This is a genomic window from Botrimarina mediterranea (assembly GCF_007753265.1).
Taxonomy (GTDB): Bacteria; Planctomycetota; Planctomycetia; order Pirellulales; family Lacipirellulaceae; genus Botrimarina; species Botrimarina mediterranea.
This window is the reverse complement of the sequence record NZ_CP036349.1, coordinates 3966757-3980395: the sequence shown is the minus strand read 5'-3', so window position 1 is coordinate 3980395 and position 13639 is coordinate 3966757. Positions and strand designations below refer to the sequence as shown.

Below are 13639 nucleotides of genomic sequence, written 5' to 3'. Positions count from 1 at the left end.
GCGGTTGGCGGTGAGCGGCAGGGGCGCGATAATAGCTGGAGTCGTCGCGGCGGAGAACCCGGCCGCGGCGGTCGCAAAGAAAGCTATGCCAACAGTTTACGCTCCAGAACCCCCGAAGGGCGCCGATGTCTTGCAATTACCCACTCCGCTTGCGACCGATTCTCCAAGAGTACCTGTGGGGAGGGCGTCGCCTTGGCGAGCTGTTGGGTAAATCGATCGGCGACGGCCCGACCTACGCCGAGAGCTGGGAGGTTGTCGATCACCCGGACGGGCAGAGCGTCGTCGAGAATGGCCCGCTGGAAGGCAAGACGTTAGGAGAAATCTCCAAGGAGTTCCCCGCCGACCTCTACGGACCAATTACGCCGCCCGAGCGGTTCCCGCTGTTATTCAAGTACCTCGACGCCCAGAAGACGCTCTCAGTCCAGGTCCACCCGAATGACGCCCAGGCCGCGAAGCAATCGCCGCCCGACCTCGGCAAGACCGAGGCGTGGCTCGTCATCGCCGCCGAGCCCGGCGGCAAGATCTATTCTGGCCTCAAGCCGGGCGTTGATCGCGAAACCCTCGCCGCTGCGATCGAAGCGGGCGAATGCGATAAGTGCCTCTACTCGTTCGAGCCGCGTCCGGGCGAATGCGTGTTCATCCCCGCCGGCACGGTCCATGCCCTGGGGGCGGGCCTCGTGATCGCCGAGATCCAGCAGGCCAGCAACACGACGTTCCGCCTGTTCGACTGGAACCGCGTCGATAAAGACGGCAAGCCGCGGCCGTTGCACATCGAAGAGTCACTCGCTGTCACGGACTACGAGCGCGGCCCCGTTGGTGCGCAAAAGCCCCAGGCATGCGACCTGCGTTGGGAACGCCTCGTGACGAGCGACAAGTTCCTCTTCAGCCGTCTGCGGACCGGCTCGGACGAGAGCCTCGCACTACCGAACTGCGAGAGCTTCCACATCGTGTCGCTCGTCGAGGGGAGCGGTCGCCTGACGGGCGAGGGCTTCGACGAGCAGCTGGCGCCGGGGCAGACGCTCCTCGTGCCAGCGGCGTGCCCCAAGGCGACCTTCGTCGCCAGCGAGCCTTCAACACTGCTCGACATGCGTTTGCCGTCGTAGAAAGGCGATCCAGACACGGACGAGCACGAAGCATCTGATGGCGAGCCCCCGATGTGAATGAGGGGTGGGAAGCGGGTAGCCACGTTCCACCCCCGATTTACATCGGGGGCTCGCATTGATCGGTAGTGGCGCCAGCACCCGGCGATTGCCGTAGGGCGGCGGCGGCGGGGCTGATACGATTCCGCCCCATGCTCCGCGCCCGATCAATCGCTTGGTTCACGCTGCTCGCCGCCGTCGGCTGTGGGCCGAGCACGCGCATGCCCAATCTCTTCGATCCGGGCAACGCCGCGACGCAGCAGTACAACGCGATCCGCCATGACCCGTACCCGATGAACGATGTGGGTCCCGAGATCGTCGGCGGCCGCCCGCGCGAATACGCCCAACCGGTGCCCGAGGCCCGCCGCGGCTGGTACAAGCAGCAGACCGTGGCCCCGCCGCGATAGATTGAGAAACTTAGAGTATTTCGCCACGACGGGCACGAAGAACACGACGGCCGATTTGGCGGGGCGGCGGATTGCCTTAGAGCGTGACCCTCGTGTGCTTCTTGCCCGGCGAGGTGAATTAGCATCGGCATTGGCGTAAGGCCGCTGGGTTTTGCGGGGTTGCGGCGTTAAACTAGGCGGTTTAACTCTCCGTCTACGCCGCGTGGCCCCGATGCCCAAGAAGTTCGCTAAACGATCCAAGCCCAGCGGCCCGTCCGCCAAGAAGGGCGTCGGCGGCAAAGGGCAGGGTGGTCGGCCGAAGAAAAAAGGCGCCAAGAAGAAAGGCCCCGCGGGAAGGACTTCCTACGGCCCGCCGAAGAAGCGTGTCTTCCGCAAACGCCCGCCACGGCCCAGCGCAACGCCGGCAACGACGGGGCCGCGTGAAGACGGCGAGCGTCTGCAAAAGGTCCTCGCCGCGGCGGGCGTCGCCAGTCGGCGTGAGTGCGAAGAGCTGATCACCGCGGGTCGCGTCCATGTGGACGGCAAGATCGTCACCGAGCTCGGCGCCCGCGTCGATCTGTCGAAGCAAACGGTGCATCTCGATGGCGAGTTGCTCACCGCGTCGAAGCCAGTCTACTTCGCCCTGAACAAGCCCACGGGCGTCGTCTGCACGGCGCGCGATCCCGCTGGTCGTCCGCGTGTGACGGACCTCTTGCCGCCGAACGCGGGTCGCGTCTTCGCCATCGGTCGGCTCGACATGTCGAGCGAAGGTCTGATCCTGCTCACCAACGACGGCGAACTCGCCAACCGCATCACCCACCCCCGGCACGGCGTCGAGAAGCTCTACCACGTCCAAGTGGCGGGCATGCCGAGCAACGAGGTGCTCGCCGAGGTTCGTAAGGGCGTCTACATCGATGAGGGCCGCGTCGCGTTCAAGAATGTGAAGCTCAAGAGCACCCGCAAGTCATCGGCGATCCTCGAAGTGATCCTCGACGAGGGTCGCAACCGCGAGATCCGCCGTGTCCTGGCGCGTGTCGGCCACAAGGTGCAGAAGCTTCAGCGCATCGCGGTCGGCCCCGTGCGGCTGGGTGAGATGCCCGTTGGCGCGTACCGCGAACTGACGCGCGAAGAGGTCACGGCCCTGCGTGAAGCGACTACCGGCAAGCACAAGACGATTGCCGTAGAAAAGCGGCCCTCGGGCCCGCGCCCCGATCGCAAGCGACCGCCGCGCAAGGCGGCGCCGAAGAAAGCCGAGCGGCCCGCCGAGGGTCGAGCCATCATTGGCGGGGAAGAATCCAAATCGGCGACGGAGCGTCCTAAACGCCCAACCGCGCGCCCCGCCAAACACCGCCCCCATAAGCACGGCGCCACGGGCAAGCCTACCGGCAAACCTAGTGGCAAGCCGCCCATCAAGAAGGGCGTCAAGAAGTCCGGCGGCAAGCCGTTCAACAAGTCGAAGAACAAAGGCCGCGGCGGCAGTGGTGGCGGCAAGCCGAAGGGCAAGCGTTGAAATTGGTTGCCCGCGAATGAGAGCGATTTCCATTCGCGTCATTCGCGGGCTCGACAAGGAAGCACAAGTGCCGGACTGCCAACGCCTCGACGCGACGCCGCTACACGCCAATCACTACGCCGACGGCGCGGCGTTCGTTTCGGCGCCGATCATCGAGAACGTCCAGCTCGCGCGCGACACCTATCGTCTGCGCTTCGAGGCGCCGGCGATCGCCGACGTGATCACGCCGGGGCAGTTCGTCATGGTCCGCGTCGCGGGGATCGATGACCCGCTGCTGGGCCGGGCTTTCGCACTCTATGACACCAGCGACGACCGCACGACCGTTGACGTGGTCTACCTAGTTCACGGCAAACTGACCGCGCTGCTTGCGACGCGTCAGCCCGGCGACCTCGTTGAAGTGTGGGGTCCGCTCGGCAATGGTTTCACGGGTTCTCGGTTGGCCGGCGACATTGAGGCGCTCGACCACCTGATCCTCGTCGCCGGCGGCATCGGCTACACGCCGTTCCTCGCCGCGGGCAGGGAAGCCCTCGCCCAAAAGACCTACGGCGCGCCCAGCCGCTCGCGGCTTAGCGCTTCCCGCGTCACCTTCTGCTACGGCGTCCGCACCGCCGCCTACGTCGCTGGTGAGCAAGACTTCCGCGCCGCGGGATTCGACCTTCGCATCGCCAGCAACGACGGCTCGATCGGGCACAACGGCCTGGTGACCGACCTCTTGCAGCAGGCGCTATCAGAGACCACCGGCCCGTCGCGGCGCGTCCTCTGCTGCGGCCCTGAACCAATGATGCACGCCGTCGCCGAAGTCTGCCTCGCCTCCGGCGTGCGTTGCGACGTGTCGCTCGAAACGCCGATGGCCTGCGGCCTAGGCGTCTGCTTCAGTTGCGTCGCCAAAGTGCGCCAGCCCGACGGCGAGTGGGACTACAAACGCACCTGCGTCGAAGGCCCCGTGTTCGACGCCTCGCTCATCGAGTGGTAACGGCGCTAAGCTCTCGCGCAGAGACGCGGAGAAGACTCACGCAAAGCCGCGAAGGCGCTAAGGAAGTGTGTCACCGACTTATTGCGAGACTTCTGGCCATTTGAGAAGCCAGCGACGATGGACTTCGCGAGCGAAGTCGCTGCCATAGATGGGCATCTGTGCGTCGTTGTCGAACTGAACCAGGTCCCTGCGATCGCGATGGACTTCTGACCACAAGCGACGAGCAAGTTCTGCGGACGGACCAACGCCTTCGGTCATGAGATTATCAACAGCCCCCCAGTTGTCCGATAGGGCGCATTTGGTCCAGAGTTCTGAAGCACGGACGAGCAGGTCTTCACGCTGAGCTTCCAACTCTTCCATCGAGCGGAGAGCTAGACCAGCGACGAGAACGACTGCCAGAGCGTACGCACTCTGCATATCGCCCTGCTGAACCTCACGTTCCAACTCGGGAATCAATGCCGCAAAAACCTCAGGGCTCTTGCTCGGCTGATTCAAGGCAGGGTTGTAGGCTTCCCCCTCCATTGCGGAGAGGAATCGATCGTGAGCGGACGGTGATTGCGGCATGATTGCCCCCATCTCAAAAGAAAAAGGGCTGGCAAATGCCAGCCCTCGTCTTCTCTGCGTCTTTGCGTCTCTGCGCGAGACCTTTAGGCCTCAGCCCTGGGCCTTCGCCTTCACGGCTTTGATCGCCTTGGTGAGGCGGGCCTTGGTGCGGGCGGCGCTATTGTCGTGGATCAGGTTGCTTGCAGCGGCCTTGTCCAGCTTCTTTTGCACCGTCTTGAACTCGGCGTCGCACTTCTCGGCGTCGCCGGCAGCGATCGCAGCGCGGACCTTCTTGATCTGCGTCCGCAGGCTCGAGCGGACGCTGCGATTGGCGAGGCGACGCTCCTGGTTCTGGCGGAGGCTCTTCTTGGCGCTGGCTGAATTGGGCATCGGGAAGGGGTCTGAAAATGACGCTGGCGGGTGTCCGGACTCACGGGGCTGGCCTCGTCATCATCGACCGGCCGCCCCTGCCCACGCCGCTCCGCGGCGGGGAAGTCAGCCAGTTTTGCGGATCGTGGCCAGTTTGTCTAGCCGTGCCGAGACGTCTCGATACCCAAAATCGGCCGAAGCGAGGTCCGTCAGGTACTTTTCCGCCGCGTCGAGGTCCTTGAGCCCCATGGCCAGCACCCCGGCCCGATACAAGGCCAGCTTCCGGAGGTCGGTCCATTCTCCCTCGCCGCAGATCGCGATCGCCGCCTCGTAGCTACGCATCGCCAAACGGTGCTGCTCGATGTGCTGGAAGCACTCTCCCAGGTGCAGTTCGGCCTCGGCGGCCCGCTTCTTGTCGGCTCGGGCCGCCTGGAAGGGCTTCACCGCCTCGCGGAAGTTGCCGACCCGCTTGAGCCGGATGGCGAAGTCAAACTGCACCCGCGGATCGCCCGGCGTCCGTTCGGCCCGGGCGGAGAAGACCTCGACCTCGGCCAGGTTCGCCTCACGCTGGGCTTGCTCGGCAAGCTTCTGGGCGGCGGGGCTCTGCTGTCGCTGGGCCCGTTGCTCGGCGACCCGGGCCGTGTCGCGTTTGCGGTTGAGATAGACCTCTTCCAGCTTCTCCAAAAGTTCCAAGTCGCCGCCGCCGGCGACATGGAGGGCCTTCTTGTAGAGCCGTTCGGCGTCGTGCAGCCGTCCGGCGCTAGAGAACATCTCGGCGAGCTGCACGTACGCGGCGGGGTCGGCCGGGTTGGCGTCGATCGCGGCGCGAAGCTCTTCCTCGGTAAGGGCAGCCTGGGGCGGCTCGGCGGGCTGCTCTTCGCGTTCCGCGTCGGGCGAATCGTACTTCCGCCGCGCCGACGCCTCGGCGACCCGCCCGGTGTGGGGCATCGCCACGTCGCCGGCGCCCTTGAGCAGCTGTGGATTGTAGCCGCCACGGTCGATCGTCTTCTCGACGCTAAGCCGGGAGATGGCCCGGGAGGCCTCTTCGTCCCCGGGCTTTTGTTGCTGAACCCGCAGCCAGCAGCCGATCGCCTGGTCGAACTCGCCGATCTTCTCCAGCGCCGCCGCCGCTTGGCGGTTGACGTCGAGGTCCGTCGGCGACAGGTCGAGCGCCCACCGCAAGTAGTAGAGCTGGCAGTCGCTGTGTCCGAGCTCGCCCGCCGCGCCGCCGAGCTCGGCGATGACGCCCACGTCACCGGGCGACTTCTTTAGCGCCTTACAGCCCGCGGTGAAGGCCTCGCGCCAATTGCCCTTGTCCGCCAGCTTCGACACGGCGGCCCGCCCGCCGCCGAAGCCCGGCAGGCCCGAGAACGCGCTGTGCTTCGCGGCCGCAGTCTTGGGGTGCATCTGCGCGAGGTTCGCGCGGAAGTGCTGCAAGTAGATCAGCGAACCGGGGTCTTCCGCGACGCACTGCGAGAAGAGGTCATGGGCGTAGGCGTAGTCGGCCCGTTCGAGGCATTTCTTCGCCCTCAGGAACACCTGTTGCAGCCGATTCCGATCGGCCGCTGAGAGGCCGCCAGAGGCCGCAGGAGGCGGTTCCATCGGGGGTGGCGTCTTTGATGGGGGAGGGGTTTTCATGCCCGTAGGATGCACGCTGGGGCCTTGTAGGGGCCTCTGGCGCGGTTGGGTCTGCTTTGTCGGTTCCGGACGAGGGGGACTTCGAAGATCGCCCTCCCTCCGAGTCTACAACTTCCTGCTCGCCGGGACCAACATCCGCCCGGCGCCCCTCGTTTGTGGGCGGCGGTGGTAGTCATAATCGGCACAGGCCGTCCTGCCGCGCCCCGTCCGCCAGTAACTTCGCCTCTTTGAGCCCCGGTCATTGCAAGTGTCAGCCCCCCCGACAGGCCGCGTTTACCTCGTCGGCGCCGGGCCGGGTGATCCCGAGCTGCTGACGCTCGCCGGCGCCCGCCGCCTGCGAGAGGCCGACGTCGTCCTCTACGACTACTTGGCCAACGACGCCCTGCTGCGCCACGCCTCACCCGCCGCCGAGCGCGTCAGCCTCGGCCGCCACGGAGCCGGCAAGCTCTGGAAGCAGGACGAGATCAACGCCCGGATGATCGCCGAGGCGCGGGCCGGTCGGACCGTCGTGCGGCTCAAGGGGGGCGACCCGAGCGTCTTCGGTCGTCTGGCGGAAGAGGTCGCCGCCCTCAAGGCGGCGGGCATTGAGTACGCCATCGTCCCCGGCGTGACGACCGCCGTCGCCGCCGGCGCCTACGCGGGCGTCACGATCACCGACCGTGACCACGCCTCGTGCGTTGCGCTCGTCACGGGTCACGACCGCAGCGACAGCGATCCATCGGGCACCGCGGATTTCGCGAAGCTCGCGGCGTTCCCCGGCACACTGGTCGTCTACATGGGCGTGACGAACGCCCCCGAATGGAGCCGTCATCTCATCGCCGCCGGCAAGGCGCCCGACACGCCCGTCACAATCGTCCGCCGTTGCTCGCTCCCCGATCAACAAACCTTGCACGGCAGGCTTGGCGAGTTGCCGACGATCCTTGCGCCGGGGCGGATGCGTCCGCCCCTGGTGGTGGTGATCGGCGACGTCGCGGGTTCGAGCGATGACGCGAATTGGTTCACGAGTCGCCCGCTGTTCAGCAAGACCGTCGTTGTCACGCGCCCCGCTGGTCAGGGCGACGCCATGGCCGAGCGCCTAGCGGACTTCGGCGCTCGAGTGATCGAGCACCCCGTTATCGAGATCACCCCGCCCGACGGCTTCGCTGAACTCGACGCGGCGATCGATCGCCTGAGCGACTACGCCTGGGTGGTGTTCAGCAGCCGCAACGGTGTCGAAGCGTTGCTCCAGCGGATGCAACAGCGCAACCGCGACGCACGGGCGTTCGGCAATTCAAGAATCGCCGCGATCGGCTCCGCCACCGCCGACGCCCTCGCCGCTTGGCGGCTTAACGCGGACCTCGTCCCGGAAGAGTTTTGCGCCGAGTCCCTCGCCGCCGAGCTAAGCCGCGAAGCGGCAAGCAAGAGGATTCTCTTGATCCGCGCCAGCCGCGGGCGCGAGGTCCTCGCCGAAACGCTCGACGACGCCGGCGCCGAGGTCGATCAAGTCGTCGCCTACGTCAGCCGTGACATCACCGCAGCGAATCCGGCCGTGATCGAAGAGATCGCCGCCGGCCGCGTTGATTGGATCACCGCAACCAGTTCGGCCATCGCGCGTTCCGCCGCTGTGTTGTTTGGCGAAGCGATTGCGGCGTCCCCAAACGCGCCACGATTCGCCGCGATCAGCCCGATCACCGCCACGGCGTTAAGGGACGCCGGCTACGAAGCCGCAGCTGTCGCCACGGACTACACCGCCGACGGCGTTATCGACGCGATGTTGCAACAGCGATAGCGATGGCAAAGAACCGCCCCACAACGATCGCCGACTACATCGACGCCGCACCCGCCGCGGGGCAGACGCACTTGCGGCAGGTCTATGCGATCCTTCAGAGCGAGGCGCCCGAGGCCGAGGAAGCGATCAAGTGGGGCGCCCCGTTCTTCATCGAGCCGCGGGTCGTCTACTCGTTCGCTGCATTCAAGGCCCACTGCGTCTTCGCGCCGATCGAGGGGACGCTCGAAGCGTTCGCCAAAGAACTCGAGCAGCACGAGACGACCAAGAACTACCTAAAGATGCCCTACCACGAGCTGGTGCCGGAGAAGTTGCTCCGCAAGATGGCCCAACACTGCGTCAAGACCGTGAGCAAACGCAGGGATGACGCGTTCTGGGCGTAGCGTGACGTTATGCTTTCCTAAACCAGTGACGGGGGGCTACGACGCGACTCATGGAGGTGTGTCGGTACCCGCTTTACTCCCACGACTCGCGTCATCGGCTCGCCACGAGTCGCCAGCGATGCGCTCACTGCGATTTCAATTCCCCAACCCACAGCCGGTTGCCGTCCGGGTCTTCGATCCGGAACTCCATCATGCCGTAGAACGTGACTTCGAGTTCGGGGACGGCAACGCCGTTGTCGGCTAAGGAGCGATGAAAGTCGGCAACGTCGTCGGGGTAGAGGTAGACGACCGACATCCGCGGCGCCTCGGGATGGACGTTGATCGACTGGTCGAGCATCAGCCGGCAACCGTCGCGGGTGAGCATCGCCCAACCCCACGGGGCGTTCTGGCCTTCGACGGAGAAGCCGAGTTTCTCGTAGAACGCGATGCTAACGGCGACGTTTCGCACAGGAAGCATCGGGACGAGGGCCGTCAATCGCATCGCGAACTCCAGGGATGAAAGCAGCGGGCGCGGGCGTCCAGCCTAACATCGGCAGATAACTTCTGCCCCCTACGATCAGCGCGTCGTTGGCGCCCCGTCGCTCTGTGTCGCCGTTCGCTCCCTGACGTGAAGCGGCGCCGGCAACCAAAGCTCGGCGACTTCGGCATGAAAGTAACGGAGGTCGCTGGGCTTCTCATACGTCAATGCGTACGGGACTTGATCGTACTGGATAGCGGGCTGGGCGAGTTCGGCTGGCGGGGCGTACTCGATCGTGAAGAGCCGGGTCTGGCCCGGTTCGATCAGAAGCGCGCCGCCTTCGAGCTTGTCGATCGAGCACGCCAGGACTTGCGACTCGGGGCCATAGGGCCTGCATGAACGATCGCGAAGGCCATCCGAGTTGGTCGCCATCAGCGCTTCGGGGCAGGGGACGATGAGCGGCGCCGCTTCGAGGTTGGAGAGCGCGAGCGTCGCGGTGACGATATCGGGGCCGCCCGCGGGGTTGCGGCGGGTGGTCCACTTGATGGTGTCGATCTTCAAGCCCGTGCGGTCACGCTTGCGGTAGGCCTCGTAGCTGGCGGCGTCGGCGCCTTCGACGTCGAAGCTCGCTTCCAAGGCGACGCCGCAAGCAATCCCCGCGACGCAGGTCGCAGCGAACGCCGCCGGGTAACGCAACACCCGGGCCCATGCGCGGCGCGACTCCTCGGCGAGTGACGCGGCAACGGTGAGCATCCCTCCGCCCGCGCAGAAGAAGAGAAGCCCCATCGCTGTGTAGTTCACCCAGTCGAATTCGAAGGGAGAGAGCTCCATGTCGAGCGCGACCCGTAGTCCCATGGATCCGAAGACCAGGACCGCAACCATCGCGTACAAAAAGCCCGCGGCGTAGCAGCAACAGGCGAACAGCGGGCTCCGCGTCGGACAGCGACCGACGCCCCCCGCCCAGGCCAGCAGCGTCGCCAGCGCGACGACGATCAGGACACTCGGGAACGTCATCACTGCCGCGGTGGCGAGCGATGCTTGCGAGAAAGTCTCCCGCAAGTCGCTGACGAGTTGGTTAGCGGCGACCTCCTCGGCCCACTCGTGCGAGCGGTGCAGGCGGACGCCCACGCCGGCGAGGAACAGGGTCGCTGTCAGGTACGACAGCGGCGGAGCGAGCCGCTTGTCGCCTGCGTGGGCGAGCACGGCCACACGCTGCGGCAAGACCAGCGACATGCCGGTCGTGAACAATGAACGTCCGATGAACCGCACGACGCCTGCCGCGGTGCGTTCGAAGAACGATTCTTCGATCGGCTCGTCGTCGGCGGGGCTGGTTTCAGACATCGCTAGAGCGGCAAGGGACGGCGGCGCTCGCGGAGCGCGCAAAGCTATCGCGCGCGAAGCGTAGCGACGGGTCGGCGACAGCGGAAGACCGAAGCCGGGGAGCTAGCAACCGAGGCCGATCGGGCCCACGATTCCACCAAACCATGCGGGGATTACCGGATAGGCGTAGGCCCTCCGCCTCCGAATGCCGGGGGCGCGCCCTCTGTGCGCCGCCGCGAGGTTAGAATGATGCGTTAATGTTTTCGAACCTTGAGAGGGTTCGTTGCTACCGGTCCACAAGCAGAACCTCGAGCTGAAAATCCCACCGCATGTCTTGGCGCAACTTAGCTTCGATCTTGATTCTGCTTTCGGGTTCAGCCATCGACGCTTGGTCCCTGCCCCCGACTGGAAAGCCGATCTCTCCGAGAGGCGCCTCGCTCGGTGACTTACCGATCGTCGATGTCGCTCCGGCGGCGAACCAAACGGGTCGGAACGCCGGCGACCGCGACGCTCGCGTCTATAGGCAGCACGTCAGGCCTCATTGGGTCGCGGGCAACAATCTGTTCTGGTACCGCAACGACCTAGCGGACGGCGCCCGAGAGTTCGTCGTGGTCGATGCACTGAAGGGCGTGCGGTCGCCGGCGTTCGACCACGCGGCAATGGCGGTGGCGTTAGGCGAATCCACCGACGCCGCCCGCTTGCCGATCGATTCGCTGGAGTACTCGGCGGAGGGCCAACTGGTCGCCGTGCGGAGCAACGACAATCGATTGCTGTGGAACGCCGACACAGGAGTGCTGACGAAGTCGGACGACGCTGGACCGCCCGAGGAATCGATTCAGTCGAGGGACGAACGCCCGTCGCGGACCGGCGCCGATACCACCATCACCTTCATCAACAAGTTGAAGGATTCGGTCGAGCTCTTCTGGTTGAGCGGCGACGGCACGAAGCGTAGCTACGGCGAAGTCTCCGCCGGCGCGCGCCGCGACCAACACACGTTTGGCGGCCACCGCTGGCGGATTGTCGACGCCGATGGCGTCGAGGTCGACGAGGTCATCGCCGACGATCGACCTCGAGATGTCGTCATCGACGGCAAGCGGCGCCCGCGTTCGGAACGCCGGTCTCGCCGAGGGCGTCGCAACATGGATCGGGGCGCCAACTCACCGGACGGCAATTGGGTCGCTGCGATTGAAGACCACAACGTTGTGGTGCGGTTGGTCGAGTCGGGGCAGACGCGGCCGCTGAGCACCGACGGGGGCGACAGGCAGAGTTACGGACAACTGACTTGGGCGCCCGATTCACAGCACTTGGTCGCCTTCCGAACGTTTGAGGTAGAAAAGCAACCGGTCCATGTCATCCGCTCATCGCCTCCGCAGGGCGGACGCGCGGTGCTGGAGTCGCATCCGTACCTTTTGCCGGGAGACCCGTTCCCGACGCACGAGTTGAACGTCTTTTACATCGACTCGGGGCAACAACTCAAACCCAAGGTCGAACGGTTCGAGCACGAATGGGAGCGACCCGCCGTGACGTTCTCTCCCGGCGGCGCGCACCTGCGTTACGGCCAGACGGATCGCGGGCATCAGCGCTATCGGCTGATCGAGGTTGGCCTGGCGGATGGCGAGGTACGCAACCTCATCGACGAGAAGTCCGAGACCTTCATCTGGACTGCCCACACGGAGAATCCATCGACGCCGCGCATCAGCTGGCTCGAGGGCGCCGATGAGGTGTTATACGTCACGGAGAAGAACGGTTGGCGTCAGTTGCTGCTGGTGAACGCCGCGAGCGGGCAAGAGGTCCGTGAGCTGACGCCGCGCGGCTTGGTCCTACGTTCGATCGAGCGGATCGACCACGCTCAGCGACGCGTCTTGGTCGCGCTCAGCGGCCGGGCGGAGCAAGACCCTTACTTCAAGCACTACGCGCTGGTCGATATCGACACCGCCGCGTTGATATGGTTGACCGAGGGCGACGGGAACCACTCGATTGAGTTCTCGCCCGACGGGCGTTTCCTCATCGACACTTACTCGCGCGTCGATCTACCGCCGGTCCATGAACTGCGCAGCGGCGAAGACGGGCGGCTCGTCTGCCCGTTTGAGTCGGCCGACGCGAGCGAACTCGTCGCCTCCGGCTGGACGTCGCCGGAGGTGTTCGTGGCGAAAGGTCGCGACGGCGTCACGGATATCTGGGGAATCATCTGCCGGCCGCGCGACTTCGATCCGCAGAAGAGCTACCCGGTGATCGAGGACATCTACGCCGGCCCGCAGGGTTCATTCGTGCCGAAGTCTTTCAGCCCAGCGCCGTACTACGAGGCGTTGACATCACAGGGGTTCATCGTCGTGAAGATCGACGGCATGGGCACCGCCAACCGCTCGAAGGCCTTCCACGACGTTTGCTGGAAGAACCTCAAGGACGGCGGCTTTGAGGACCGCATCCTCTGGATGAAGGCCGCCGCCAAGCAGCACACCGAGCTCAACCTCGACCGAGTCGGCATCTATGGCGTCTCGGCCGGCGGTCAGAACGCAGCGGCCGCCGTGCTCTTTCATCCCGAGTTCTACAAAGTCGCCGTGGCGGCGTGTGGTTGTCACGACAACCGGATGGACAAGGCCTCGTGGAACGAGCAGTGGATGGGATACCCGGTCGGTCCGCACTACGCGGAGTCGTCGAACGTCGAGAATGCCCACCGACTGCAAGGCAAGCTGCTGCTGATCGTCGGCGAGGTCGATACCAATGTCCCGCCCGAATCGACGATGCGCGTCGCCGACGCGTTGATCCGTGCCGACAAGGATTTTGACCTGTTGGTGGTTCCCAACGCCGGTCACGGCATGGGCGGAGCGTACGGGGAGCGACGGATGTGCGACTTCTTCGTACGGCACTTGCTAGGCGAGCGATAACTCGATTGATCGCACATGTAGAGCAGGCTTCACCTGCCGAAGCTACGTGCAACTCCGATCCAGGCAGGCAATGGCCTGACCTACCGTGTGCAATTCGAAACGCGCAGGTTGTAACGCCTGTTTCCGCTACGGAAGCGGCGCCGGCGCCTCGAGAAATCTTCCGTGCGTGAAGGGGCAACCGCCGAAGCCTAAGGACGCGGGCCGGAATGCGCCCGCCGAGCGGCGGAGCGTTTGGGAAAGTTTTCTGGTAACGAATCCCGCGCGGCGCCGC

The 13639-nt window shown here is 65.4% G+C and carries 12 protein-coding genes; 7 read left to right on the top strand and 5 right to left on the bottom strand.

From position 1 onward, the window contains the following. Positions 1–125 precede the first annotated feature (125 nt). The 4 genes from Spa11_RS15295 (at position 126) to Spa11_RS15280 (ending at position 4008) form a co-directional block, all read left to right on the top strand. Entirely contained in the window at positions 126–1103 is a 978-nt protein-coding gene (locus tag Spa11_RS15295; RefSeq protein WP_145113778.1) for a type I phosphomannose isomerase catalytic subunit, read from the top strand. A gap of 188 nt (positions 1104–1291) precedes the next feature. Then, positions 1292–1546 carry a hypothetical protein gene (locus Spa11_RS15290; RefSeq protein WP_145113776.1) on the top strand — a complete coding sequence of 85 codons (255 nt, stop codon included), beginning with the start codon at positions 1292–1294 and terminating at the stop codon, positions 1544–1546. Between the two features lie 211 nt (positions 1547–1757). Beyond that, a complete protein-coding gene (locus Spa11_RS15285) occupies positions 1758–3035 on the top strand; it encodes a pseudouridine synthase (RefSeq protein ID WP_145113773.1) in 1278 nt (425 codons plus the stop codon). Between the two features lie 67 nt (positions 3036–3102). Further along, the gene (locus Spa11_RS15280) at positions 3103–4008 is read left to right on the top strand and encodes a dihydroorotate dehydrogenase electron transfer subunit (protein ID WP_231932963.1); all 906 of its coding nucleotides are present in this window, start codon (positions 3103–3105) and stop codon (positions 4006–4008) included. A 78-nt stretch (positions 4009–4086) separates the two neighbouring features. On the opposite strand, the gene Spa11_RS15275 is transcribed toward Spa11_RS15280, so the two are convergent. The 3 genes from Spa11_RS15275 to Spa11_RS15265 all read right to left on the bottom strand — a co-directional run bounded on the left by Spa11_RS15275 (position 4087) and on the right by Spa11_RS15265 (position 6522). Further along, positions 4087–4572, bottom strand: a complete 486-nt coding sequence (locus Spa11_RS15275; RefSeq protein ID WP_197529426.1) for a hypothetical protein — start codon at positions 4570–4572, stop codon at positions 4087–4089. 90 nt (positions 4573–4662) lie between these two features. Continuing rightward, positions 4663–4941 carry a 30S ribosomal protein S20 gene (gene rpsT, locus Spa11_RS15270; protein ID WP_145113767.1) on the bottom strand — a complete coding sequence of 93 codons (279 nt, stop codon included), beginning with the start codon at positions 4939–4941 and terminating at the stop codon, positions 4663–4665. A gap of 105 nt (positions 4942–5046) precedes the next feature. Then, the gene (locus Spa11_RS15265; RefSeq protein WP_145113765.1) at positions 5047–6522 is read right to left on the bottom strand and encodes a tetratricopeptide repeat protein; all 1476 of its coding nucleotides are present in this window, start codon (positions 6520–6522) and stop codon (positions 5047–5049) included. A 283-nt stretch (positions 6523–6805) separates the two neighbouring features. Here Spa11_RS15265 and cobA point away from each other — a divergent pair, with 283 nt between their 5' ends. Together cobA and Spa11_RS15255 are read left to right on the top strand one after the other, a co-directional pair. Further along, positions 6806–8326, top strand: coding sequence for a uroporphyrinogen-III C-methyltransferase (gene cobA, locus Spa11_RS15260; RefSeq protein ID WP_145113763.1), 1521 nt, complete (start codon positions 6806–6808; stop codon positions 8324–8326). Between the two features lie 2 nt (positions 8327–8328). Continuing rightward, complete coding sequence (locus tag Spa11_RS15255) at positions 8329–8706, top strand: iron chaperone (RefSeq protein WP_145113761.1); 378 nt, start codon at positions 8329–8331, stop codon at positions 8704–8706. Between the two features lie 124 nt (positions 8707–8830). Here Spa11_RS15255 and Spa11_RS15250 read toward each other — a convergent pair whose 3' ends face one another. After that, complete coding sequence (locus Spa11_RS15250; protein WP_145113759.1) at positions 8831–9187, bottom strand: bleomycin resistance protein; 357 nt, start codon at positions 9185–9187, stop codon at positions 8831–8833. Between the two features lie 75 nt (positions 9188–9262). Then, complete coding sequence (locus Spa11_RS15245) at positions 9263–10504, bottom strand: hypothetical protein (RefSeq protein ID WP_145113757.1); 1242 nt, start codon at positions 10502–10504, stop codon at positions 9263–9265. 308 nt (positions 10505–10812) lie between these two features. Here Spa11_RS15245 and Spa11_RS15240 point away from each other — a divergent pair, with 308 nt between their 5' ends. After that, complete coding sequence (locus Spa11_RS15240) at positions 10813–13368, top strand: prolyl oligopeptidase family serine peptidase (protein ID WP_145113755.1); 2556 nt, start codon at positions 10813–10815, stop codon at positions 13366–13368. Positions 13369–13639: the final 271 nt, after the last annotated feature.

What these genes read in the sequence shown, in the direction of transcription:
- Spa11_RS15295 (WP_145113778.1), top strand. Translation starts at nt 126, where the DNA reads ATGTCTTGCAATTACCCACTCCGCTTGCGACCGATTCTCCAAGAGTAC.
- Spa11_RS15290 (WP_145113776.1), top strand. Translation starts at nt 1,292, where the DNA reads ATGCTCCGCGCCCGATCAATCGCTTGGTTCACGCTGCTCGCCGCCGTC.
- Spa11_RS15285 (WP_145113773.1), top strand. Translation starts at nt 1,758, where the DNA reads ATGCCCAAGAAGTTCGCTAAACGATCCAAGCCCAGCGGCCCGTCCGCC.
- Spa11_RS15275 (WP_197529426.1), bottom strand. Translation starts at nt 4,572, where the DNA reads ATGCCGCAATCACCGTCCGCTCACGATCGATTCCTCTCCGCAATGGAG.
- rpsT (WP_145113767.1), bottom strand. Translation starts at nt 4,941, where the DNA reads ATGCCCAATTCAGCCAGCGCCAAGAAGAGCCTCCGCCAGAACCAGGAG.
- Spa11_RS15265 (WP_145113765.1), bottom strand. Translation starts at nt 6,522, where the DNA reads ATGGAACCGCCTCCTGCGGCCTCTGGCGGCCTCTCAGCGGCCGATCGG.
- Spa11_RS15255 (WP_145113761.1), top strand. Translation starts at nt 8,329, where the DNA reads ATGGCAAAGAACCGCCCCACAACGATCGCCGACTACATCGACGCCGCA.
- Spa11_RS15250 (WP_145113759.1), bottom strand. Translation starts at nt 9,187, where the DNA reads ATGCGATTGACGGCCCTCGTCCCGATGCTTCCTGTGCGAAACGTCGCC.
- Spa11_RS15245 (WP_145113757.1), bottom strand. Translation starts at nt 10,504, where the DNA reads ATGTCTGAAACCAGCCCCGCCGACGACGAGCCGATCGAAGAATCGTTC.
- Spa11_RS15240 (WP_145113755.1), top strand. Translation starts at nt 10,813, where the DNA reads ATGTCTTGGCGCAACTTAGCTTCGATCTTGATTCTGCTTTCGGGTTCA.